This window comes from Mucilaginibacter sp. cycad4 (assembly GCF_034263275.1).
In the GTDB taxonomy this organism is placed as follows: Bacteria; Bacteroidota; Bacteroidia; order Sphingobacteriales; family Sphingobacteriaceae; genus Mucilaginibacter.
The window spans coordinates 3,362,732-3,383,625 of record NZ_CP139559.1 but is presented as its reverse complement, the minus strand read 5'-3'; the positions used below and the strand labels follow the sequence as shown (position 1 = coordinate 3,383,625).

Annotated in this window: 24 protein-coding genes; 14 read left to right on the top strand and 10 right to left on the bottom strand. The window is 42.1% G+C overall.

The genetic code is table 11. The features are described from left to right. Nucleotides 1-4 precede the first annotated feature (4 nt). Nucleotides 5-484 carry an Lrp/AsnC family transcriptional regulator gene (locus SNE26_RS13610; RefSeq protein WP_321559890.1) on the bottom strand — a complete coding sequence of 160 codons (480 nt, stop codon included), beginning with the start codon at nucleotides 482-484 and terminating at the stop codon, nucleotides 5-7. A 237-nt stretch (nucleotides 485-721) separates the two neighbouring features. On the opposite strand from SNE26_RS13610, the gene SNE26_RS13605 reads away from it, so the two are divergent. The 4 genes from SNE26_RS13605 (at nucleotide 722) to SNE26_RS13590 (ending at nucleotide 2,220) form a co-directional block, all read left to right on the top strand. After that, nucleotides 722-1,297 carry an RNA polymerase sigma factor gene (locus SNE26_RS13605; RefSeq protein ID WP_243770747.1) on the top strand — a complete coding sequence of 192 codons (576 nt, stop codon included), beginning with the start codon at nucleotides 722-724 and terminating at the stop codon, nucleotides 1,295-1,297. A gap of 20 nt (nucleotides 1,298-1,317) precedes the next feature. Then, nucleotides 1,318-1,719 (top strand): hypothetical protein, encoded by a 402-nt coding sequence (locus SNE26_RS13600; RefSeq protein ID WP_321559889.1) that lies wholly within the window; start codon nucleotides 1,318-1,320, stop codon nucleotides 1,717-1,719. 63 nt (nucleotides 1,720-1,782) lie between these two features. Further along, nucleotides 1,783-1,998 (top strand): hypothetical protein, encoded by a 216-nt coding sequence (locus tag SNE26_RS13595; protein ID WP_090524321.1) that lies wholly within the window; start codon nucleotides 1,783-1,785, stop codon nucleotides 1,996-1,998. A gap of 12 nt (nucleotides 1,999-2,010) precedes the next feature. Further along, a complete protein-coding gene (locus SNE26_RS13590) occupies nucleotides 2,011-2,220 on the top strand; it encodes a hypothetical protein (protein ID WP_321559888.1) in 210 nt (69 codons plus the stop codon). A 17-nt stretch (nucleotides 2,221-2,237) separates the two neighbouring features. On the opposite strand, the gene SNE26_RS13585 is transcribed toward SNE26_RS13590, so the two are convergent. Further along, nucleotides 2,238-2,726, bottom strand: a complete 489-nt coding sequence (locus tag SNE26_RS13585; RefSeq protein ID WP_321559887.1) for a VOC family protein — start codon at nucleotides 2,724-2,726, stop codon at nucleotides 2,238-2,240. A gap of 571 nt (nucleotides 2,727-3,297) precedes the next feature. Between SNE26_RS13585 and SNE26_RS13580 the strand changes: the two genes are divergently transcribed. Continuing rightward, nucleotides 3,298-3,963 (top strand): Pr6Pr family membrane protein, encoded by a 666-nt coding sequence (locus SNE26_RS13580; RefSeq protein ID WP_321559886.1) that lies wholly within the window; start codon nucleotides 3,298-3,300, stop codon nucleotides 3,961-3,963. A 136-nt stretch (nucleotides 3,964-4,099) separates the two neighbouring features. Further along, nucleotides 4,100-4,246 carry a hypothetical protein gene (locus SNE26_RS13575; protein ID WP_321559885.1) on the top strand — a complete coding sequence of 49 codons (147 nt, stop codon included), beginning with the start codon at nucleotides 4,100-4,102 and terminating at the stop codon, nucleotides 4,244-4,246. An 89-nt stretch (nucleotides 4,247-4,335) separates the two neighbouring features. On the opposite strand, the gene SNE26_RS13570 is transcribed toward SNE26_RS13575, so the two are convergent. After that, complete coding sequence (locus SNE26_RS13570; RefSeq protein WP_321559884.1) at nucleotides 4,336-4,536, bottom strand: hypothetical protein; 201 nt, start codon at nucleotides 4,534-4,536, stop codon at nucleotides 4,336-4,338. Nucleotides 4,537-4,647: 111 nt separating this feature from the next. Beyond that, entirely contained in the window at nucleotides 4,648-5,508 is an 861-nt protein-coding gene (locus tag SNE26_RS13565; RefSeq protein WP_321559883.1) for a glycoside hydrolase family 16 protein, read from the bottom strand. Nucleotides 5,509-6,072: 564 nt separating this feature from the next. Here SNE26_RS13565 and SNE26_RS13560 point away from each other — a divergent pair. From SNE26_RS13560 to SNE26_RS13550, 3 genes are all read left to right on the top strand, one after another. Next, entirely contained in the window at nucleotides 6,073-7,338 is a 1,266-nt protein-coding gene (locus SNE26_RS13560) for a metallophosphoesterase (RefSeq protein WP_321559882.1), read from the top strand. Nucleotides 7,339-7,423: 85 nt separating this feature from the next. Further along, nucleotides 7,424-7,639, top strand: coding sequence for a hypothetical protein (locus SNE26_RS13555; RefSeq protein WP_321559881.1), 216 nt, complete (start codon nucleotides 7,424-7,426; stop codon nucleotides 7,637-7,639). A gap of 357 nt (nucleotides 7,640-7,996) precedes the next feature. Beyond that, the gene (locus tag SNE26_RS13550) at nucleotides 7,997-10,837 is read left to right on the top strand and encodes a hypothetical protein (protein ID WP_321559880.1); all 2,841 of its coding nucleotides are present in this window, start codon (nucleotides 7,997-7,999) and stop codon (nucleotides 10,835-10,837) included. 57 nt (nucleotides 10,838-10,894) lie between these two features. Here SNE26_RS13550 and SNE26_RS13545 read toward each other — a convergent pair whose 3' ends face one another. The 3 genes from SNE26_RS13545 to SNE26_RS13535 all read right to left on the bottom strand — a co-directional run bounded on the left by SNE26_RS13545 (nucleotide 10,895) and on the right by SNE26_RS13535 (nucleotide 13,387). Then, nucleotides 10,895-11,647: a copper homeostasis protein CutC gene (locus tag SNE26_RS13545; RefSeq protein ID WP_321559879.1), complete on the bottom strand. Its 753-nt coding sequence runs from the start codon at nucleotides 11,645-11,647 to the stop codon at nucleotides 10,895-10,897. Nucleotides 11,648-11,790: 143 nt separating this feature from the next. Next, the gene (locus tag SNE26_RS13540; RefSeq protein WP_321559878.1) at nucleotides 11,791-12,801 is read right to left on the bottom strand and encodes a N(4)-(beta-N-acetylglucosaminyl)-L-asparaginase; all 1,011 of its coding nucleotides are present in this window, start codon (nucleotides 12,799-12,801) and stop codon (nucleotides 11,791-11,793) included. A gap of 145 nt (nucleotides 12,802-12,946) precedes the next feature. Next, complete coding sequence (locus SNE26_RS13535; RefSeq protein WP_090524347.1) at nucleotides 12,947-13,387, bottom strand: DUF2007 domain-containing protein; 441 nt, start codon at nucleotides 13,385-13,387, stop codon at nucleotides 12,947-12,949. A gap of 54 nt (nucleotides 13,388-13,441) precedes the next feature. Here SNE26_RS13535 and SNE26_RS13530 point away from each other — a divergent pair, with 54 nt between their 5' ends. From SNE26_RS13530 to SNE26_RS13515, 4 genes are all read left to right on the top strand, one after another. After that, nucleotides 13,442-14,389: a YafY family protein gene (locus SNE26_RS13530; RefSeq protein ID WP_321559877.1), complete on the top strand. Its 948-nt coding sequence runs from the start codon at nucleotides 13,442-13,444 to the stop codon at nucleotides 14,387-14,389. A 122-nt stretch (nucleotides 14,390-14,511) separates the two neighbouring features. Beyond that, a complete protein-coding gene (locus SNE26_RS13525; RefSeq protein ID WP_321559876.1) occupies nucleotides 14,512-14,967 on the top strand; it encodes an EVE domain-containing protein in 456 nt (151 codons plus the stop codon). Continuing rightward, nucleotides 14,955-15,377 (top strand): SRPBCC family protein, encoded by a 423-nt coding sequence (locus SNE26_RS13520; RefSeq protein ID WP_321559875.1) that lies wholly within the window; start codon nucleotides 14,955-14,957, stop codon nucleotides 15,375-15,377. Before SNE26_RS13525 ends, SNE26_RS13520 begins: the two co-directional genes overlap by 13 nt. A gap of 92 nt (nucleotides 15,378-15,469) precedes the next feature. Continuing rightward, on the top strand, nucleotides 15,470-15,925 hold the full coding sequence (locus tag SNE26_RS13515) for a GyrI-like domain-containing protein (protein WP_321559874.1): 456 nt from the start codon (nucleotides 15,470-15,472) through the stop codon (nucleotides 15,923-15,925). A gap of 414 nt (nucleotides 15,926-16,339) precedes the next feature. Here SNE26_RS13515 and SNE26_RS13510 read toward each other — a convergent pair whose 3' ends face one another. Together SNE26_RS13510 and SNE26_RS13505 are read right to left on the bottom strand one after the other, a co-directional pair. Further along, nucleotides 16,340-17,674 carry a dihydroorotase gene (locus SNE26_RS13510; protein WP_321559873.1) on the bottom strand — a complete coding sequence of 445 codons (1,335 nt, stop codon included), beginning with the start codon at nucleotides 17,672-17,674 and terminating at the stop codon, nucleotides 16,340-16,342. A gap of 108 nt (nucleotides 17,675-17,782) precedes the next feature. Continuing rightward, nucleotides 17,783-18,229 (bottom strand): helix-turn-helix domain-containing protein, encoded by a 447-nt coding sequence (locus tag SNE26_RS13505; protein ID WP_321559872.1) that lies wholly within the window; start codon nucleotides 18,227-18,229, stop codon nucleotides 17,783-17,785. 80 nt (nucleotides 18,230-18,309) lie between these two features. Here SNE26_RS13505 and SNE26_RS13500 point away from each other — a divergent pair, with 80 nt between their 5' ends. Further along, nucleotides 18,310-19,194, top strand: coding sequence for an NmrA family NAD(P)-binding protein (locus tag SNE26_RS13500; RefSeq protein WP_321559871.1), 885 nt, complete (start codon nucleotides 18,310-18,312; stop codon nucleotides 19,192-19,194). Between the two features lie 78 nt (nucleotides 19,195-19,272). Here the strand turns inward: SNE26_RS13500 and SNE26_RS13495 are convergent, their stop codons facing one another. After that, a complete protein-coding gene (locus SNE26_RS13495; protein ID WP_321559870.1) occupies nucleotides 19,273-20,760 on the bottom strand; it encodes a S41 family peptidase in 1,488 nt (495 codons plus the stop codon). Between the last annotated feature and the right edge of the window lie 134 nt (nucleotides 20,761-20,894).

Here is a 20,894-nt window from a genome sequence, read left to right as displayed (position 1 = left end):
ATATTTATTTTTCGGGTATAACCAGTTGTTGTTGTTCTTTAATAGTTTCGAGCACTATGGTGGTGCGGGTACTCAAGATATTGGGTATTTTGCTAAAGTAGCTGCGCATTAAATGCATCAGCGATGCCGAATCATAGGTGCGTACTTTTATTAAATAACAATCATCGCCGGCTATATGGTGTACTTCCTGCACCTCGGGTATTTTGGCCAGTTCGCTTGATGTGGCATCACTCCCGGGCCCGTCGGCGGCTTTCATAAAAATAAAAGCCAGCATTTTTTGCTGCAGGGCTGCCGGGTTAATGCGTGTGGTATACTGTTGGATCACGTTTTTTTGTTCCAGTTTTTTTACACGCTCCAGTATGCCGGATGGCGCCATGCCAAGCTCACGGGCCAGGTCGGCATTGGAGATGCGGGCATTTTCCTGCATCAATCGTAAAATGTGCAGGTCGGTTTTATCTAAAATAACTTCCGGTTCGTTAATCATACAGTAATATTCGATATAAATTGAATAAAATTCAAATATTATTAATTAAAATGAATTTAATTCGACAAAACTATCTTTATGGTGTTTAAACATCATTCTCTTGAGATGTTTATTTAATCAAATAAATACTGTTTTAGCTATGTGAAACGGCTTTTTGATATGTAATAGATTTTTTTGAAAAAAAATTAAAATGTTTTTAAATCACAATCGTCTTTATCTTTAAAAAGGATAAAGAAATTGACAACAGCGATAATGCCCCAGGACAAAAACAGCCACATCATACAAACAATTGCTTCGTATGGTAAAAGCCTGTTGGGATTTATTCGCCGGAGGGTAAAAAACGATGCCGACGCCGAGGATATACTCCAGGACGTTTGGTACCAGTTTAGCGCTGTTATCAATTCTGAACCGATTGAACAAACCAGCGCCTGGCTATACCGGGTGGCCCGGAACAAAATAACTGATAAGCATAAAAAAAAGACGGAAACCCTGCTTGATGATATGCTGGCCGATGATGAGGATTATGACGATGAGGCTCCGGACTTTAAAGCCATACTCCTTACCGAAGCTACCACTCCCGAAACCGAGTATTTGCGCAACCTTTTTTGGGAGCAGTTATTTTTTGCGCTGGATGAATTGCCCGAAGAACAAAAACAGGTATTTGTTTGGCATGAGCTTGAGGATATCCCCTTTGAGGAAATTGCCAAACGTACCGGGCTAAATACCAACACGCTGGTATCAAGAAAACGTTACGCCGTATTACACTTGCGCAAACGGCTTGCCCAGCTTTACACGGAAATTACTGAATATTAAAAATTAAGACATTATATAACATGAAACCATTTTTTTATAAAAGGCGATTTTTCTTCATCCCGCTTGGGGTGATCGCCTGCCTGGCCGTCATCAGCTTTATAGTAATGCAGCTGTGGAATAATTTATTGCCGGATATTTTACACGTAACAGCTATTACTTACTGGCAGGCCATGGGCATATTTATTTTATGCAAGATATTGTTTGGCTTTGGCAAAGGCGGCCCTAAAGGCGGAGGAGGTGCCCCCTGGATGCGCGGACGCATGGCCGAACGGTTTAAAAATATGAGCCCCGAAGACAGAGACAAATTCCGTGCTCAATGGGAAGACCGCATGTGCGGATGGAAAGGCCACGGGCATGGCAGGTTTAGCCGCGACTGGGACGACTTTAAGACTACCGTAAACGAAGAGAAGAAAGCTGAGTAAGTAAATCGGCATGTCAGCTTTAAGCTTTTTATAATTATTTATCTACCTCAAAATAACATTACAATGGATGTATTGGTATTTGCAACAAGTGTACGGCAGAGACGGCAGGTGAGCCGGGTACAAAATTTATTAACCAAAATACCTGCCATAGCCCAATGGAACTTTGACCTGGAAGATTGCGACAATATTTTACGGGTGGAGGCTGAGGATCTTTCGCCGCGTTATATCGAATCGCTGTTGCAAAAGGCCGGCATCCATTGCCAGGAGCTTGATTATTAATACCCTTTTACAATGACAGCCGCGCTTGAACGTAAGGTGATCCGATGGGTCCATATCTTATTAAGCATCCCCGTTGTAGGATATATTTATGGCCCGGTTGCTCAAATTCCTAACGCGGCTGCTGCGGTAAAATGGGTGTTCTTCCCAATAATAGTACTTTCGGGCTTTTGGCTGTGGAAAGGCTATTGGTTTAAAAAGAAATACAAAAATTTAGTTAAGTGATTGTTTGGCAGCCCGGCTTATTTTTTAGCCGGGCTGTTTATTTCAATCCAGTAGCCATCCGGATCCTGGAAGTATAGTTGCAGTACGCCATCGGCCCGGTAGGTAGGTTCTTTACTGTCGCCTTTCCAGTTTGAGTATGGGATATTCATTTCATCAAGCGTTTTTGCAAACTCTTTTACCGACGAAACAGTGAAGCAAAGATGTACGCCTTTAACTTGTTTTTCGTTCCGTTCGGCCTGTATAACATGTAGTTTTACATTATTGCCAAGACTATACCATTGGTGTACGGTATCGGCAAAAGGATTGTCAACTTTTTTAAGGTGTAATACTTTGGTATAAAATTCGGTGCTTTTTTTAAGGTTACCGGTAGTAATGGCAATATGATCAACCACCGGCGAGATATCAGTACCGTTTTGGGCCTCGCATACCACTGGCAACAGCACAGTTATTACCAGCAGCAATGTGGTTAGTTTGGCTGTTTTAAAGATTATTGATAATGATCTCATATTTAGGATTAGTAATTTAAATGCCTAAAGATATAGGTTTAGCATTGCCGTTAACGCAATGCACAAATAAATTACACAAGCATTCAATGAAAACTGAATATTAATTTTTCCTCCTGGTGATTAATACAATTGATATTGTGTAAATTCCAGTCATTAATATCAATAAGGCCCGCATGGGTCCTGTAATGACTGTCATCAACAGGGCATTTAACAACATATCCAATATCTTTAATCAGCACAATTATTGGTCTTGCACCGCAAACCTTGCAGCAGTTACAATCAACCGATCCTGGTATATTTACATAGCCCCTCATACTTCATCCGGCGTTTAAGTAAGTTTTTAATTGCGATTAGTTATCAGGTCAATCAACTTTGTTGAAGTACTCGTATTTTATCCTCAAAAGTTAAAAAAATGCTAATTGAGAATAAAATCCTCCATAAAAATATAATACGTATGGAATTGAATTTAGGTTACTGTACTTTGCAGATTATTATTTATTTAAGGGATAATAATAGTTTGTCTGTATTTTACCGGACCGTTTTTATAGTAAACTAAACACTGTAAACAGCTATGGAACAATATCAACTACCTATTAATGATACGGGTAAAGGCCGTAAATGGTTGTACATCTTTACTATTATTATATGGTTCAGTTTAGTTTTGCAAATAACCATATCCATCCCCGCCTATTTAAAAGCAGGACGGAGCTTAGCCGGTACGCTGGTACAACTATTTAGTTATTTTACTATCCTTACTAATTTGCTTGCGGCTATATGCCTGGCCGCTGTATTATTTAAAATCAATATCCGTTTAGGAAAATATTTTTCACAAAGCCATGTTTTTAGCGCTATTGCTTTATATATCACAATAGTAGGAATGGTTTATAACCTGGTGCTCCGTAGTTTGTGGCACCCCGAAGGTTTGTTTAAGCTGGCCGATGAACTGCTGCACTCCGTAAACCCCTTTTTGTTCGTAGTTTATTGGTTAATATACATGCCAAAAGCAAATTTAAAATGGGCACAGGCCTTGATCTGGCTTTGGTTTCCTTTTATCTATTCGGTATATATATTTATCCGTGGCAGTATCAGCCATTTGTATCCTTATCCGTTTCTGGATCTTGATAAATTAGGATTGCCCCGGGTTGCTATAAATTCATTATTGATGCTTATAGCCTTTCTGTTCATCGGTTTTTTGTTTGTTTGGATTAACCGGGTTATGGTGAAACGTGGCTCCTGAGTTTGTGGTTTGAATAGTTGTGGAACGATGATGATCCTACTGTAACATTCCTTTTACCGCGGTTGTTGTTGTATCGTTATGGCATGATAAGTGTTTAAGTATAGTTTTTCTATTGAAAACTTATAAATCATTTGCTATGAAAATCACTGTTTCACGCTCAATTGCATTATTAATATTAGCAGCAATAGGCTTTACAAGCTGTTCGGCCGAATACCGCGAACGCCACAGGCACCGCCACGATGAAAGGGTTCGTGTACACGAGCGCGTAGTTATACATAATTAACAGGTAAATACAACAAAACAGGCCGTGCTGATGAAGCACGGCCTGTTTTGTTTATGGCGTTTAAAAACCGGGATTGTTTTATGGTAAAATCAATCGTTCCAGAGGTGCCGTGAATGAAGGCTGCCCTCCAGTTTGTTTTTAATCATAAGGTCGTCTTTATGCAAAATGCAATCGCCCTGATTGATGTCTTCTTCGGCAGTAACTTTGATGATGCTGCCTGATATCTGTTCAACTATACTTGATAGTGTGAAAATCTCTGTGTCGGGTATTTGTACGGTTAATATTGCCATGGGTAGATGATGTTATTTTTTAATAATTCAAAAATATGGCAATAAAATTTACCCAATGTTTTATGAAAGTAAAATTTAAATAACCTTTATTTTACAAATGTATCAACAATATTAATTCACGGTTTTAGTTACCAGCACCCAGTCGACAATGGTTTTGGCATCACCGGCTTTTATTTTGTTAACTGTATTTTCAGATAAGCCATAATAGGGTTTGGTAACCTTGTTAACACCACCCGGATAACCGCCGCCTAATGCAAAATTGAGGATGATGAATTTTTTGTTATCAAAAGCCCAGCGGCCATATTTTTCAACCATTGCTTTTGTTACCGTATAGGTGATTTTGCCATCAACTTTAAAAACAAGGCTCTCCGGCAACCAGTCGACCGAATATACATGCCACTGGCTAACATCAATGCCTGCCGGGAAAAATACCCGTTTTGCAAGCGGCGTATCGCCAAAGTAGCCGGGCCCATGTAAAGCATGGCTTACCCAGCTTGAGTCGCCTACGGTTTCCATTACGTCAATTTCGCCGCAGTTGGGCCATTTACCGTTGCCAAGCGCCCAAAAGGCTGGCCATAAGCCGGCGCCTGCTGCCATTTTCATTCTGCATGAAGCAGTGCCATAGGTAAATTCCATTTTAGCGCGGGTATTAATGCGGCCTGAAATGAAATCGTATTTACGTTGTTCTTTACTGGTAAAGCCTGGCTGATATAAAGCCCTTAAAACAAGTGCGCCATTTTCGGCTCCTTCAGCTTTGCCATCTATCATATAAATGGTAGCCGCCGAATCAACATAGGCCTGTTGCTCGTCATTAACAGTATTGCCTGTAACTTCAACATTCCATTTGTTCCTGTTGAGGGTTGGTTTATTAAAATCTTCAAAGAAAACAGTATCGGTTTTAGCTTTATTTTGAGCGAATGCCTGTAACGTTGATAAAAGTGCAGCTGATAGCAGCAGATGTTTTAGCTTCATTTTTAATGTGTGAGATAAGGGTTTAAAAGTAGGCAAATTGATGATACGAATTTAGTATTTACCAATTGCGATCAATTTTACAGTAGTGTCCCGGTTTGAAAGTTAAAAGATACATTGCCAAATAAACAGGGAGAGAATTTGTGTTGACATTGTTATATTTGTGCAAATACTCATCTTAGGGTTATGGGTAATAACACAGCAAACTTATATTTCAGTTCAAAAAGGGCTTCATTAATGATATTGGCGGTAACGGCTATCATTTGCTCCAGGTTGCTGTTCTTTTTTTTCAATGACCCTGAAGGTCCAAATCCTTTAATAGTTGCAGGCCTGGCACTCGCTGTATTTTTATTATCCTGGGTGGTATATATATTCGGCCCATTCAAAATAAATGGCTTTAAACGACTTTCTGCGGTAATTTGTATTCAAATACTATTAGTTATTGGTCTCTATTTTTGGTTGAAGTAATTTTTCGTCTTTCTCAAAATCTTTGAACCCGGCCTGCATCTGCAATTTTACCCTCCAATTACCTTTACTTTTTTAAATTGCAATCTTATATGGATCCATATGCACAGTAGTGGCTTTTTAAAAGTATTCGCAATTATTGCGTTGATTAGTTTATTGTTTGATTGGTACATCCATTCCGGCCTTAAAACCTTAACTGCCGACTGGCAATCAAACCTGTGGCGCAGTGTTGTTTTATGGGGATACTTAATCATATCGGTTGGTGTAACTGCTTTGTTCTTGCTTGGTTTTGGTGCTTTTAGCACGGCAAGCGGTATGCGCCCTTTTCATGAATGGATGCTGAGCCTGTTCCTTACATTTTTTGTTACCAAACTTGTTTTCATAATTGTACTGTCCCTTGGCGATCTGGGACGGTTTTTTGTGGGAGTATTCAATTTGATCAGTGGTTCGGGCAGGGGGGCCGGGCAGTCAGCTTTTCCCGGCCGGCGTAAGTTTATCAGCGAGATAGCAGTACTGGTAGCTGCTGTACCTTTCACTTCGTTTTTTTATGCCATGCTTAAGGGTAAATACGATTATAAGCTTCATAAAACCACACTTTATTTTGATGATTTGCCCGATGCCTTTGATGGCTTTACCATTACCCAGCTTTCTGATATCCATTCGGGAAGCTTTGATAATACGGAGGCAATGCAGCGCGGTATCGACCTGGCTAAAGCGCAAAAGAGCGACCTGTTTGTTTTTACCGGCGACCTGGTGAATAATGCAGCATCGGAAATTGAACCTTATATCGACAGGTTCGGGCAGATCAAAGCGCCTTACGGACAGTTTTCCATTTTGGGGAACCACGATTACGGTGATTATATCCATTGGGATAGCATACAGGAAAAGGCAGCCAACCTCGATAAGCTTAAACAACATCACAAAGCATTAGGTTATCGTTTGCTGCTGGATGAAAATGTGACCATTGAAAAAGGCGGACAAAAGATCTCCCTGATCGGGATCCAAAACTGGGGCAGAGGTTTCATTCAAGTAGGTGATTTGAATAAGGCGCTTCAGGGCGTGCCCCAGGATGCTTTTAAAATACTGCTTTCGCATGACCCTACCCATTGGGAAGAGCAGGTTCGTTATAACCCAACAACCATCCATCTTACCTTATCAGGGCATACTCATGGGGCGCAGTTTGGTGTAGAGATTCCCGGCTTTAGATGGAGCCCGGTAAAATACCGCTATGTGGACTGGGCTGGGCTGGCTAATGAAAAGGACCGCTACCTGTACGTAAACCGCGGTTTTGGTTTCCTGGCATTTTCGGGCAGGCTGGGCATTTGGCCGGAGGTTACAGTTATTGAGCTGAAGAAAAAGACAGCGTAAGCAAATAAAAGGAGAGTTGGCGTTGGCGGTGTAATTTATGGCAAGGTTTTTATGCTTTTTGTACTAAGCATTTAAAACTAAAATTATGACAACTAACGATATAAAAAGGATAGGTAAGCATGGCCCGCAGGTGCAACATCAGTATAGCAATGCCTGGCAAGTGATGAAACCCTTTGTACATTTTAGTGTGAAAGCTATAAGCGCAATAGCCCATACACTTATCTACATCATAAAACATATTCCCAAACCTGGTTCCCACAAAGCCCCCGGGCGAACAGGTGGTAAGATCATCAAAATATAAATGGCAGGCCCGGTATATTCATATCGGGCTTTTTATGTAATCCAATCATGTTATCTACCGTTATTTAACGGAATAAAATACCGTGTTTTCACGGATTGCGGGAGCATTTTTAAATGTCGAGATTTAAGCGTTGATTAAATCTTGCAAAACAAGAATAGCCACCACCTATAACAGGCTGCTAATGTTACCTTTCAATAATAATTGATACAATATTAAAAACCTAAACCTTAACTTTAACCTTGTCTTTACACCCGTCAGTTTGATGGGTGTTTTTTGTTTTATACCAGTTCAAATTAATAAGCGTTCAGTAAGCAGCCTTGTTGTTTAAATTACAATTTGTACTTACTTTCACCCTCAATGAATCATCTGTTTACCGGTTACAAAACGCTTCAAAAATTAATACTTCCGGCGCTATTACTTTCTGCTACAATATTAAAAGCGCAGGTTTTTGGTGGTAACCCGCCATCAATAAAGTGGAAACAGGTAAACACATCGCCTGCACGGGTAATATTCCCGGCCGGTTTGGATTCGGCTGGGCTAAGGGTTGCCAATATTGTTCAGCAAATGAACGGTTTGATACGGCCAACAATCGGCTTTAAGCAAAAACAGATCAGTATTGTATTGCAAAACCAAACTACCGTAGCCAACGGTTATGTAGGATTGGCCCCCTTCAGGAGCGAGTTTTTTTTAACCCCCGAACAAAATAGCTTTGATATAGGCAGCCTGCCATGGCCGCAGCAGTTGGCCATTCACGAGTACAGGCACGTGCAGCAGTACAATAATTTTAATGTGGGCCTGTCGCATTTACTTCGCATAATATTTGGCGAGGGCGGGCAGGCACTGGGTAACGACCTGGCCGTACCCAATTGGTTTTTTGAAGGCGATGCCGTATTTAACGAAACCCTGGTGAGTGAACAGGGCAGGGGCCGGTTACCTTATTTTTTTACGGGTTACCGCGCGTTGTGGGCTGCTGATAAAAACTACAGCTATATGAAGCTTCGCAATGGCTCGTACCGCGATTATGTGCCCGATCATTACCCGCTTGGCTACATGATGGTAGCCTACGGCCGCGAAAAATATGGCAGCGAGCTGTGGAAAAACGTAACACATGACGCTGCGGCTTATCGCGGTGGTTTTTATCCTTTTCAATGGGCTGTTAAAAAATACACCGGCGAAAGTTTCAAAACCTTTTCAAATAACGGGTTCACTTTTTTCAAACAGCAATTTACCGAAGATAATGCCCAGCCGGTTGCCGAAAGGAAGAGACATTTTGATGCCAACCGGCAATACCCGGCCTTTGTGAACGATAGTACGCTCATCTATGCCAAAAATACCTATGATCATTTACCTGCCTTTGTCATTAAAACAGGTGATAAAGAGGTAAAGCTCAGTACTCGTTCCTATTCATTGGATAGTTATTTTGATTATCACAATGGTAAAATAATTTACGCATCCTATCGTCCCGATTTACGCTGGGGGTACCGTAATTATAGCGAACTGATGCTGCTTGATGCAAAAACAGGGCATGAACACCGGATCACCTCAAAAGCAAAATACTTTTCGCCTGCTTTTAGTGCCGATGGCCAAAGCATTGTTGCCGTACAGGTTGATCCATCAGGTGCAAGCCGGCTGCATATTTTGGATACTGCAGGTAAGCTGCAACAGGAAATCCCAAATCCGCGTGGGCTGTTTTATACCTACCCTAAGTTTTATGGCGATGGCAAATTGCTATCGGCGGCACGTAATACGGATGGTAAAATGGGGATAGCCCTTACGGAGATCGCAACCGGTAAAACAGCGTATTTAACACCGCAGAGTTATCGCCCGATAGGTTTTATCGCCCTGAAAAAAGATACACTTTATTTTACCCAAACCGATGGTAAAAACGACCGCCTGTTTGTAATGATGCTTAACGATAAAAGTGTTTATGAGATGCTGCCTACAGGTAACGACAGTGGCATAGGCTATTACCAACCTGCTGTAAGCGACAATAAACTGGCCTGGGTAGGTTTTACTGCCGATGGTTACCGGATTAACCAGGCCAAGAAAAAAGACTTGAAATGGATAGCGGCCGGGGGGGATTATGCCCGCTACCTGCCCGATCTGGGGATCACCGCACTCAAAAAAGATTCGGCTGCTAATTTAGTAACAGGGATAGTTGATAAGCCATTGCCGGTTACCAATTATTCCAAAGCGCATGGATTGTTTAATTTTCACAGCATCATCCCCAACATCAGCGACCCTAATTACTCGTTTGCTATCACGGGCGAGAATGTGCTGAATACTTTCCAGTCCGAATTGTCTTTTGATTATAATACCAACGAAGGCTACAAGCAGTTTGGTTTCGATGCCATTTATGGTGCTTTGTTTCCTTACATTTCGGCCGGGGCCGATTATACGCTCGACAGGCGGAGTTTTTATAAAGGGCAATACGTTTACTGGAACGAAACTGCTGTGCACGGCGGTTTGAGGGTTCCCCTGAATTTTAGTGAGGGCGGGCGTTTAACCAGTCTTACGTTTGGCAGCGACCTGTACTTTAACAGTATCAACTTTCAACAGGCCTACAAAAGCAGCTTTGCCGACCGATCATATAGCTATTTAAATAATTATCTCAGCTTTAGCAATCAAAGTCAGCAGGCACAGAAAAATATCTATCCACGATTTGCACAAAGCATAGGGGTTAATTATAAATCTGCAATTTCGGGTTCGGGGGCAACACAGCTGTTAACAACCGGGTCGTTTTACTTCCCGGGCTTGTTTGTGAACCACAACTTTGTCATCAGCCTGGCGCACCAGCAAAAAGGGAGGGATAACGTGATCAGTTTCTCTAATGATTTTCCCTTCTCCAAAGGTTATACCGCCGAAAACCTGGATAATATGAACAAGTTTGGCTTAACCTACCACATGCCAATAGCCTATCCTGATGCAGGTTTTGGTAACCTGTTTTACCTGTTACGCCTGCGCGCTGCATTGTTTTTTGATTATACCCATGCCAATGCCTCCAACTTTTTTACGGATGGCAGCAGTTTTAAACAAAATTTCAGATCGGCAGGTGGTACGTTGTATTTCGATACTAAATTCTTTAATCAAAACAGCATCACATTCGGTATCAGGTACAGCAGGCTGCTGGATGATGACTTTTTTGGTGGAACAGGGCGAAATAGGATTGAGTTGGTTTTGCCTGTAACTTTCTTTTGATAGGATTTACAAGATACCAGTCTTGTGTCCTGATATCTTGTTTCTTGAATCTTTTATCTAACTATTCGCCAACCTGATCAATTCCTTAACCCTGTCAACCCCTGTTACATCAATACTGTATTCATCACCTGCTTCGGCGCTCATCATGATATGTTCATTATGGAACTTCATTTTGCTGGCAATTTTTATCCTTGCTGATGAATGAACTTCTTTAGCCCCTGTAAAATGGATCAGATCCGCAACGTTTGCTTCACTTACACCGCTTCCGGGCATAATGCTGATGCGGTCTGCAGCCTGTTCAATAAGACGGTTTAAGTTGCTGGCACCTTCAATAGCGGTACTTTTACCACCCGAGGTCAGGATCCGCTCACAGCCCATTTCAATAATTTCTTCAAGGGCTTTGTGCTGGTCCGCACACATATCGAAAGCCCGGTGGAACGTTACGCCCAGCCCCCATTGCCGGGCGAGGCGCACCATTTCGGTACAGCGTTCTATATCTATCGTGCCGTCTTCCCGAAGTATGCCTATCACAATGCCATCGCATCCGGCATCAATACAATACCTGATATCGGCCATCATGAGTTTGTATTCCATATCATTGTACAAAAAGTCGCCGCCGCGCGGGCGAATAAGTACATAAAGCTTGATATGGAGCAGGCTGCGGGCCATTAATATGGTACCGTGCGAGGGGGTGGTACCGCCATCTTTCAAATTTTCGCAAAGTTCAACACGTACAGCGCCGCCCTCCTGGGCCGCCAGGGCCGAGGTAACCGAATTAGCACAAACTTCGAGCGATACGGGTTGATACATTTTTATCTTATATTTTTTAGTTGATGGTTCATAGTTGATAGATCATGGTTCATAGCAAAAGTGCTTATGATTACTTCGGCTATCAACTATGAGCCATGAACAAGGCTATGAACCATCAACCATGATCTATGAACTAAATAATTCTATTTATAATAACTCTTGCCCGGTATCAACAGGTCCTGCTGCTGCGCATTGCAAACAGCGTATGAAAAACCACTTTGTATGGCATAAGCGCCGTATTCACCTTTTTTGTTGATGGCTAAAAAGCCCACCTGGATTTTTTTTGCTATCTCGGGTTTCTTTTTGATAATGCGGTTTACGGCTTCTTTGCAGGCATCCTCGGGCGATAAACCCTGGCGCATCAGCTCAACTACCAAAAAGCTGCCCACATTGCGGATCACTTCCTCGCCAACACCGGTTGATGTTGCACCGCCCACTTCATTATCTACATAAAGGCCTGCGCCTATAATAGGGCTGTCGCCAACACGGCCATGCAGTTTAAAGGCCATGCCGCTGGTAGTGCAGCCACCCGAGATATTGCCTTTAGCGTCAATGGCCAGCATACCAATAGTATCATGGTTGTATTTATTGCCCGGTTTGCCGCCGTTTTCGATATTCATTACGGGGCTGTACTGGGCTTTTTTAAGCCATTCTTTCCAGATCTTTTCAGTTTCCGGGGTTAGCAGTTTTTCTTTTTTCATGCCCTGCTCAACGGCAAACTGGGTTGCGCCTTCGCCAACCAGCATTACGTGAGGGGTTTTTTCCATCACCAAACGGGCTACCGAAATAGGATGGGCTATATTCTCCATGGCAGCTACTGAGCCGCAGTTGCCAAACTCGTCCATGATACATGAATCGAGGGTAACATGTCCGTCGCGATCGGGCAAGCCGGTGCGGCCAACAGTATGGTTGGTGATATCTTCGGCTTCGGGGATGCGGGCTCCGGCTTCAATGGCATCAAGCGCACGGCCCCCGGCTGATAATACTTTCCAGGCACCTTTGTTGGCAATGATGCCAAAATCCCAGGTCGAGATTACGATAGGATAACCACCCTCGGGCCTTGATATGACAGTTTTTGCTATGGTAGATTTAGAAAGCGCTGCAAATGAAGCACCTGCGGCGGATAATTTGATGAACTTACGGCGGTTGAACATAGCGCTAATATATAAAAAACAGTCTTAAGTCTGAAGTCAGAAGTCTCAAGTCCGAAGCCTTGAGTTCGAAGTCCGAAGTCAGGAGCTATCAAGTTAAAAAATAAAGACTTTCGACTTAGAGCTTAAGACTTCTGACTTAAAAGGGCTATTCAAAATCCCGCTGGCAGTTAAAGCAATGCCACGCTTTACGGCTATAAAAAGGGAATATCATTAATAAAAATGAGATGATGGCGGTGAGCCAATGAACCCTTTTTTCGGTTGCAGAGCCATAGCGTACATTGGTTGAGCCGCAGTAAGGACAGATCACCGCGTTAAGTGTTTCGTCGTCAATTTCAATATGGTCCTGGTCATGCAGATCGCCTTCGGCAGCTAAGATTTCACGGCAACGTTCCAGGTCGCGCTCAAATATTTTAAGTTTAATGCCGCCCACCGCCTGATTATAAAGCGGGTTAGAACCAATGGTGTTTTCATCGGCAATGAAGCAGGGAATGCCATAACCCTCCAGTTTGGTACGGATGATATGGGCAAGCATCACATCATAATAGGTTTCAAATGTTATGATCTTTTCTTCGGGTTGAACGGCCATATTGTAGATAAATATTAATCAAAGGTAAATTGTTTTTTATTTAATTTGGACGCCATGAACCGCATCGACCGAATATCAGCCATTTTGATCCAACTACAATCACGCAGGGTAGTAAAGGCGGGGGATATCGCCGATAGGTTTAACATTAGCCTGCGTACGGTTTACCGTGATATTAAAACGCTTGAAGAGGCGGGTATCCCCCTTATAGGTGAAGCCGGCGTTGGTTACTCCATTATGGATGGTTACCGCCTGCCCCCGGTTATGTTTACCCGCGAGGAAGCTACAGCCTTTTTAACTGCCGAAAAGTTTGTCGAAAAGCTTACCGATACCTCAACCACGGCACAATACCAATCGGCCATGTATAAGGTGAGGGCCATTCTTAAATCATCCGAAAAGGATGCTTTAGAAAATCTCGACGGCAGCATCGAAGTATTGAAAAGCCATAGCCAAAAACGCGCCGGAAATACTGATCATATTCAAACCATACTGGATTGTATCGTGTGTAAAAAGATCATGTGCATTGACTACTTCGCTGCCCACTCGCAGGAAAACACCAAACGCGATGTAGAGCCGGTCGGCGTTTTTTTTCTTGATAGTTTCTGGCACCTGATAGCTTACTGCCGCCTGCGTAATGATTACCGCGATTTCAGGATAGACCGCATCAAAAAGCTGATGGTAACAGATAAAAGTTATATCAACAGCAAGCACCCTACGCTAAAGGATTATATTGATAAAATGGCGAGCGAAAAGCAGCTTGAGCAGGTGGTGATCAAAGTTGATAAGGAGATCCATAGTTATCTCGACCATCAAAAATACTATGGCGGTTTTGTATCTGAGAAAACCGTGGGCAATAAAATTGAGATGACTTTTCTTACTATTTCGTTAGAAGGTTTTGCCCGTTGGTATATGACCTTTGGCGACCGCGCTGAAATCCTCAAACCTGATACACTGTTGCAGCGTGTACGGGAGATTACCGCAACCATCACCCAAAAAATAAATTAATTTCCATCCGTTTTTTCCCTGCTGACATAGGGCTGTCACCAGTGTGTTGTTACTTTGTTTCATAATAGCAGGGCAAGGCTTTTATTGGTCGTGTTTTTGCGGGTAATTTAAACCATACACTTATGAAACATTGGATAATAGTAGTATCAAAAGATCACATTGGCCGTGGCATTTCCGGGGGATTTATACAGGCCAATCATGGTAAACTGGCGCCGCTTAAACGTATGGAGGTTGGCGACTGGGTGGCGGTGTATTCGCCTAAGCAAAAGATGAACGGCGACGAGCCTTTGCAGGCCTTTACTGCCATTGGCCAGGTGCGGGACGAAGATATCTATCAAAAGCAAATGGCCATTGATTTTATCCCTTACCGCCGAAATGTAAATTACTACGAATGTACCGAAGTTCCGATAGCTCCGATGATTGACGAGCTTGATTTTATCACTAACAAAAAAGCATGGGGTTATAACTTCAGGTTTGGATTTTTTGAAGTTCCCGGCGCGGATTTTGAGAAGATAAAGGAACAAATGATCACTGCGAAACAACCACTATTAAATAAAGCTACGTTATGGAAAAATTAACAGTAAATGTGCAGGTGAAATTTAAAGCACCGATGGCTAAAGTTTGGCAAGGCCTTACTGATCCTGCTATGGTGAAAAAATATTTTTTTGGTACCGATCTTGAATCGAGCTGGAGGGTAGGGGAGCCTATTAAATTCAGCGGCGAGTGGAATGGTAAGAAGTATGAAGATCATGGAACCATACTGGATATTGATCCCGGTACATTTGTAAAATACGATTACTGGAGCAGTATGAGCGGTACCGAAGATAAGCCCGAAAACTACGCCAATATTACCTATAACCTAACCGAAAACAACGGCGAAACAGAGCTCACCGTTACCCAGGACAATGTAAAAAATGAGGAAGCCAAAACGCATTCTGAACAAAATTGGAAAGGGATTTTTGAGGAGCTAAAGAAATTGATTGAATAAGATTTTTGTAAACCTATTGTTTATATAGATAATGTAATAATTTGACTAAAAGTTAATTATATATCAATATAACAAATAGTAATACCCCTGACATGGATAAATTGAAAATAAAAGGCTTCTTTTTAGTCGGCATTTCGGTACGCACGACAAACCAAAACGGGCAGGCGATGAAGGACATTGCCGGACTCTGGAACTGGTTTATGAGCGAAGGGATTTTACAGCAGGTAGTGAACCGTCTCAGCGATGATATTTATTGTGTTTACACTGACTATGAAAGCGACAAAGACGGTTTTTATACTACCGTGCTCGGTTGCAGGGTGGCTACGAAAGATAATATCCCGGAAGGGCTGATCTGCATCACCGTGCCACCGGGAAATTATAACCGCTACGTAGCTAAAGGTGCGCTGCCGCAGGCGGTAGGCGAAACCTGGCACCAGATCTGGACAAGTGATATTGACAGGAGGTATATGGCTGATTTTGATGTATACGGCGCTAAAGCACAAAGCCCCGGTAATGCGGAGGTGGAAGTTTTTGTTGGGGTGAATTAGCCAAAATATTGTCATGTTGGCTATATAAACCCGTCGAACTCTAAAGGCAAAATAACATCTCCACGCCGTCATGCTGAACTTGTTTCAGCACCCCACAAGAAAGGTAGACGATTTGCTTAGCATGTGGCTTAGCGAGTGGGATGTTGAAACAATCAACATGACGGCGGTTTTTTAATTATGTCATGGGGGTGATTGTTTCAACACTTTTTCTGGCGCAAGTCTTGTGTGGTGGATAGTGCAGGGTTGACTTGTGCCTTCTACGTAAACCTATTTTAGGACGATACAGAGTCACAAGTCATCCACCCTCTCAGGGCCGCCGCGCAAGACTTGCGCCAATAAAAAGTAAATTTAGGCAGGTGTTTCGGGCTCAAGAAAATTCTGTAAATCCTAAAATTCTGCAAACTCTGATTCAGACTACCTGCTAAAAGTCAATCGTTTACCAGCTTTACCTTCAATAATACTGCCATTGGCATAGGCCAGATTTCCCGATATCAATGTATAAGCTACTTGTGAGCGGAAGGTATTGCCTTCAAACGGGCTCCAGTTACACTTATACAGGATATTGCTTTTATTTACGTTCCAGGGTTTGTTTAAATCTACAAGTACAAGGTCGGCCCAATAACCTTCGCGGATAAAGCCACGTTTTTCTATTTGAAAAAGTGTAGCTACGTTATGCGCCATTTTTTCTGCTATTTGTTCGAGGCTTATTTTGCCATGATGATACAGCTCTAACATGGCAGGTAAAGCATGCTGAACCAACGGACCGCCGGATGGGGCCTGCAGGTAAGGCTGCTCTTTTTCTTCAATGGTATGCGGGGCATGGTCGGTAGCAATAACATCAATGCGGCCATCCAAAACGGCTCTTAAAATACCATCACGGTCTGCCTCTGTTTTTACTGCCGGGTTCCACTTAATATAGTTGCCTTTTGTTTCATAATCCGCATCGGTAAACCACAGGTGATGGATGCAGGCTTCGGCGGTAATTCGTTTATCTTTTAATGGAATTGTGTTGTCAAAAAGATGTGTCTCCCGCTCGGTAGAAATGTGCAAAATATGCAAACGGGTGTTGTGTTTTTTTGCCAGCTCAACCGCCATTGATGACGACAAATAGCAGGCCTCCGCGCTCCTGATTTTTGGATGCATCCGCACCGGAATATTTTCGCCAAGCAGTTGCTTGTAATGGGCAAGATTACTCTTGATTGTAGCCTCATCTTCGCAGTGTGTTGCGATGAGCATTGGAGATTGCGCGAAGAGTTTTTCGAGTGTGTGAGGATCGTCAACCAGCATGTTGCCGGTAGAGGATCCCATGAACACTTTGATGCCGCAAACCTTGCTGGTATCGGTGCGCAAAACCTCATCCAGATTGTTGTTGGATGCGCCCATAAAAAACGAGTAATTAGCCAGCGAATTTTGCGATGCGATCTGGTATTTATCCTCCAAAAGCTCCTGCGTTAACGTGTTGGGAACGGTGTTCGGCATCTCCATAAATGAGGTGATACCACCGGCAACAGCAGCCCTGGATTCGGTATAAATATCGGCCTTATAAATTAAGCCCGGCTCGCGAAAGTGCACCTGATCGTCAATACATCCGGGCAGCAGGTACAGGCCTTCGGCATTGATCACTTCATCGGCTTGCTGGTCTATCTGGTTATCGATACGATCTATCAAACCATCTTTGATCAATACATCGGCAACGTATTGTTTATGCTCGTTAACTATGGTGGCTGCTTTTATGAGGATTGTAGACATGGGTTTTGATTTCGGATTTTTCACAATTTAATTGTTCTTTCAACGGTGTTCAAGAGGGCTATGCCGTTTGGGATGTTCGATTTCGGATTTGTTTGATATGGTTCAAACTTACAAAGTTTTTGAAACTTCGTAAGCTTCTATAGCGTTAGCGATCTCCTGCTCTATTGGAAAGTCTCCCAAACTTCTGTAAATGGCCTTGCCATTTGCTTCGCTATCCTCAACCGCCCATTTAGCCATCGCGTACATTACCGGTCGCAAACCCATGCCCGTTTCACTGAGCCGGTAGGTTACATACGGTGGTACAACAGGCTTCGCTTCCCTTACCACGAGCCCGGCTGCTTCCAGTTGTTTCAGGTGCTGGATCAGCATTTTCTCGGTAATAGTTGGGATAGACTTTTTTAATTCGCTGTAACGTTTGCTGCCAGCCAGCAAGTGAAACAAAATGATAGGCTTCCAATAGCCGCTTATGCGTTCCATTACATAGGTTACCGGGCATTCTTTAAATGCGGCTTGTTTGTTTTCCTGTATGGTCGAGCTTTCTTTTATCGCAGTCATGATGATACATACTTTAGGGTAAGTACTTGTAAAAAAGTAAGTACAAAAATACCTTTGTCATCAACAAAAAACAAGTAATCATGAAAATTATAGTAACAGGTTCAACAGGTAATATAAGCAAACCATTAACACAAACTTTGGTTGCCGCAGGGCATAACGTAACAGTAATCAGCAGCAGTGCCGATAAAGTGACAGATATTGAAGCGCTGGGCGCCAAAGCTGCAATTGGTTCATTAACCGATGCCGATTTTTTGACCGGAACGTTTACTGGTGCCGATGCGCTTTACGCTATGGTACCACCAAGCTTTAGTGCCGAAAGTTTAAGAGCATATCAAAATGAAACCGGTAAAAGTTATGCGGAGGCTATCAAACGTTCGGGAATAAAAAAGGTAGTTGCGCTAAGCAGCATCGGTGCGCATTTGGATAGTGGGGTAGGGCCGATAAAAGGGATGCACGATGTTGAGGGGGTTTTAAGTGCGCTGGATGGTGTAGCAGTTAAGTTTATCCGCGCGCCATTCTTCTACATCAATTTTTACAGTAATATCCCGCTTATTAAGCACCAGGGGATCATCGGATCGAACTACCCGGCAGATACAAGGCTCATCATGGTACATCCCAGGGATATTGCCGCCGCCATTGCCGAAGAATTGGAGCAGGAGTTTAGCAGCAAAAGCGTTCGTTATATTGTAAGTGATGAATCGACAACCGGTGAAGTGGCTGCTGTTTTAGGCCAGGCTATTGGTAACCCAGGTTTGCCCTGGATAGAATTTAGCGATGAACAGCTTACAGAGGGTTTGCAGCAGGCAGGTGTTCCACCCGAAATGACCCGCAACTTTGTTGAGATGGGTACGGCGGTACGCAGCGCGAAAATTTGGGAGGATTATGACAAGCACAAGCCCGCAGTATCCGGCAAAGTGAGTTTGCAGGATTTTGCCAAAGAGTTTGCAGGAGCATACAACGCCTGATCCTTTTTTATTGATCATTCAATTTGTTCGACTGAATTACATCCAGGAAAACAATAAACCCGGCCAAACTGGCTGGGTTTATTGTTTTTTGTTAATTAATCTTAAAGTATAATTAAGTTGTGTATCGGTATTATTAATTAAATCCTTTATTGTTGGCTGTACCTCATATTCAGGTATTACACCTCTCCCCTTTGAATATTTAACAGCTAATTGCAACCTGATCAATGGAATTTCAATTTTAATTTTAGAGTTTGGCAGTATCAAAATGGGTATGTTCAGAGAAGTTGGTCCTTCCATTGCTCCCCCCGTTTCTTCACCAATGAAAACTGCACGTTTACTGTTTCTCAAAATACTTGATAAAATACCCGCAGCGGAGCCTGTAGCCCCACTTGTAAGCACGTATATCTTTCCTTTAAAATAATGGGGTTGGGGATAAGTATCAGTGTATCCGGCTATAGTTGGCTCATATTTACTTTTTAACCGATACATTCCTGATTTATTTCGATATAAAAGCGAGTCGATGAAAAATGCGTTTTCAGTATTTTCAAAATATTCAGAGGTAGATGGCAGGCCACTGTAAGCAACTTCGATATAATCAAATACGCGAAATGGTTTGTTCATTAAATAGGATAATAACAGCAAATAAGAATTATCGCCACCTTCGCAGCGCCTTAAATCAAGTATTAAATTAGGGGTTTTATTACTATCAAGCTGGTTAAAAACGTTCTCAAACAACTTGTCAAAATCCTGTTTAAATGATTCGCGATAAGTAGTATGAAAAGAGCTGATGTTTAAGAAGGCGATATCTTTGGTTAAGAATTTAAATATTAAGGGTGGCTCATGGGTATTTCGTTTCCGATAAAATTCCGAATACTCTTTAAAATATAGCGGCTTGCAGTTGATATCTAATACTTCGCCCTTTTGCTTCCTGATCTTTAAAGTTATTTTATTCTTTAAATTATAGAAAAACGGATAATCCAGGTCGAAAATATTTTCATTTTGAGTTGGTGAAAAATCCTCTAAATGACGGTACAAAAATGTATTTATATAACCATCGCGATGGAGATACTTAATAAGTTTTTGTATGATACTTTCGGCCCCGACACCATCTATAGTAATAATTTCATCCCCTGTTTTTAAATACGGGCATGCACTTTTGTAAACGTACATTTTGCCTTTTATCACTTTGAAATTAAATGGTAAAAATCGCGTCAGCTTCTTATACACTTCATTATAGTAGGCATCTGACGGGGTTGGAATTATATGCTCATCTTTCATTATTGCTGCGGTAGCAGCAATAAAAGGATAAAATTGTTTTTCTGTCATTGGGCGGCGAAGCTTATCCAGATTATCTTTAAAAAACCTATCCAGGTCATTTTTAGTATTATAACGATAGGTGCTTGGATAGGCTTCCTGTAAAGTTTTAATCAATACCCGATAATCTTGCTGTAATTGTACAGGAGTAAATAGCCGGTTATTTCCTGCCGGATGAGTTGTTTGGGCAATTGATTGAACAAAATAAAATTCAAGAAATGCCAGCAAGGCAATAGTCATTATTCTTTTCATCTCAATTAAAAAGTAATTTATATTAGAGATATATGGAGGAAGTATAAAATACGAATATTAAATGAAGATGTTAGTAACCTAAAAAAGGTTGCAGATGTATTAATAATAAATTTAGAGATTTATGCTTGCCGATA

Bases quoted from the DNA above. Each gene is read 5' to 3' on its own strand.
- SNE26_RS13610 (WP_321559890.1), bottom strand. From the start codon at position 484: ATGATTAACGAACCGGAAGTTATTTTAGATAAAACCGACCTGCACATT.
- SNE26_RS13600 (WP_321559889.1), top strand. From the start codon at position 1,318: ATGAAACCATTTTTTTATAAAAGGCGATTTTTCTTCATCCCGCTTGGG.
- SNE26_RS13595 (WP_090524321.1), top strand. From the start codon at position 1,783: ATGGATGTATTGGTATTTGCAACAAGTGTACGGCAGAGACGGCAGGTG.
- SNE26_RS13590 (WP_321559888.1), top strand. From the start codon at position 2,011: ATGACAGCCGCGCTTGAACGTAAGGTGATCCGATGGGTCCATATCTTA.
- SNE26_RS13585 (WP_321559887.1), bottom strand. From the start codon at position 2,726: ATGAGATCATTATCAATAATCTTTAAAACAGCCAAACTAACCACATTG.
- SNE26_RS13580 (WP_321559886.1), top strand. From the start codon at position 3,298: ATGGAACAATATCAACTACCTATTAATGATACGGGTAAAGGCCGTAAA.
- SNE26_RS13575 (WP_321559885.1), top strand. From the start codon at position 4,100: ATGAAAATCACTGTTTCACGCTCAATTGCATTATTAATATTAGCAGCA.
- SNE26_RS13570 (WP_321559884.1), bottom strand. From the start codon at position 4,536: ATGGCAATATTAACCGTACAAATACCCGACACAGAGATTTTCACACTA.
- SNE26_RS13565 (WP_321559883.1), bottom strand. From the start codon at position 5,508: ATGAAGCTAAAACATCTGCTGCTATCAGCTGCACTTTTATCAACGTTA.
- SNE26_RS13560 (WP_321559882.1), top strand. From the start codon at position 6,073: ATGCACAGTAGTGGCTTTTTAAAAGTATTCGCAATTATTGCGTTGATT.
- SNE26_RS13555 (WP_321559881.1), top strand. From the start codon at position 7,424: ATGACAACTAACGATATAAAAAGGATAGGTAAGCATGGCCCGCAGGTG.
- SNE26_RS13550 (WP_321559880.1), top strand. From the start codon at position 7,997: ATGAATCATCTGTTTACCGGTTACAAAACGCTTCAAAAATTAATACTT.
- SNE26_RS13545 (WP_321559879.1), bottom strand. From the start codon at position 11,647: ATGTATCAACCCGTATCGCTCGAAGTTTGTGCTAATTCGGTTACCTCG.
- SNE26_RS13540 (WP_321559878.1), bottom strand. From the start codon at position 12,801: ATGTTCAACCGCCGTAAGTTCATCAAATTATCCGCCGCAGGTGCTTCA.
- SNE26_RS13535 (WP_090524347.1), bottom strand. From the start codon at position 13,387: ATGGCCGTTCAACCCGAAGAAAAGATCATAACATTTGAAACCTATTAT.
- SNE26_RS13530 (WP_321559877.1), top strand. From the start codon at position 13,442: ATGAACCGCATCGACCGAATATCAGCCATTTTGATCCAACTACAATCA.
- SNE26_RS13525 (WP_321559876.1), top strand. From the start codon at position 14,512: ATGAAACATTGGATAATAGTAGTATCAAAAGATCACATTGGCCGTGGC.
- SNE26_RS13520 (WP_321559875.1), top strand. From the start codon at position 14,955: ATGGAAAAATTAACAGTAAATGTGCAGGTGAAATTTAAAGCACCGATG.
- SNE26_RS13515 (WP_321559874.1), top strand. From the start codon at position 15,470: ATGGATAAATTGAAAATAAAAGGCTTCTTTTTAGTCGGCATTTCGGTA.
- SNE26_RS13510 (WP_321559873.1), bottom strand. From the start codon at position 17,674: ATGTCTACAATCCTCATAAAAGCAGCCACCATAGTTAACGAGCATAAA.
- SNE26_RS13505 (WP_321559872.1), bottom strand. From the start codon at position 18,229: ATGACTGCGATAAAAGAAAGCTCGACCATACAGGAAAACAAACAAGCC.
- SNE26_RS13500 (WP_321559871.1), top strand. From the start codon at position 18,310: ATGAAAATTATAGTAACAGGTTCAACAGGTAATATAAGCAAACCATTA.
- SNE26_RS13495 (WP_321559870.1), bottom strand. From the start codon at position 20,760: ATGAAAAGAATAATGACTATTGCCTTGCTGGCATTTCTTGAATTTTAT.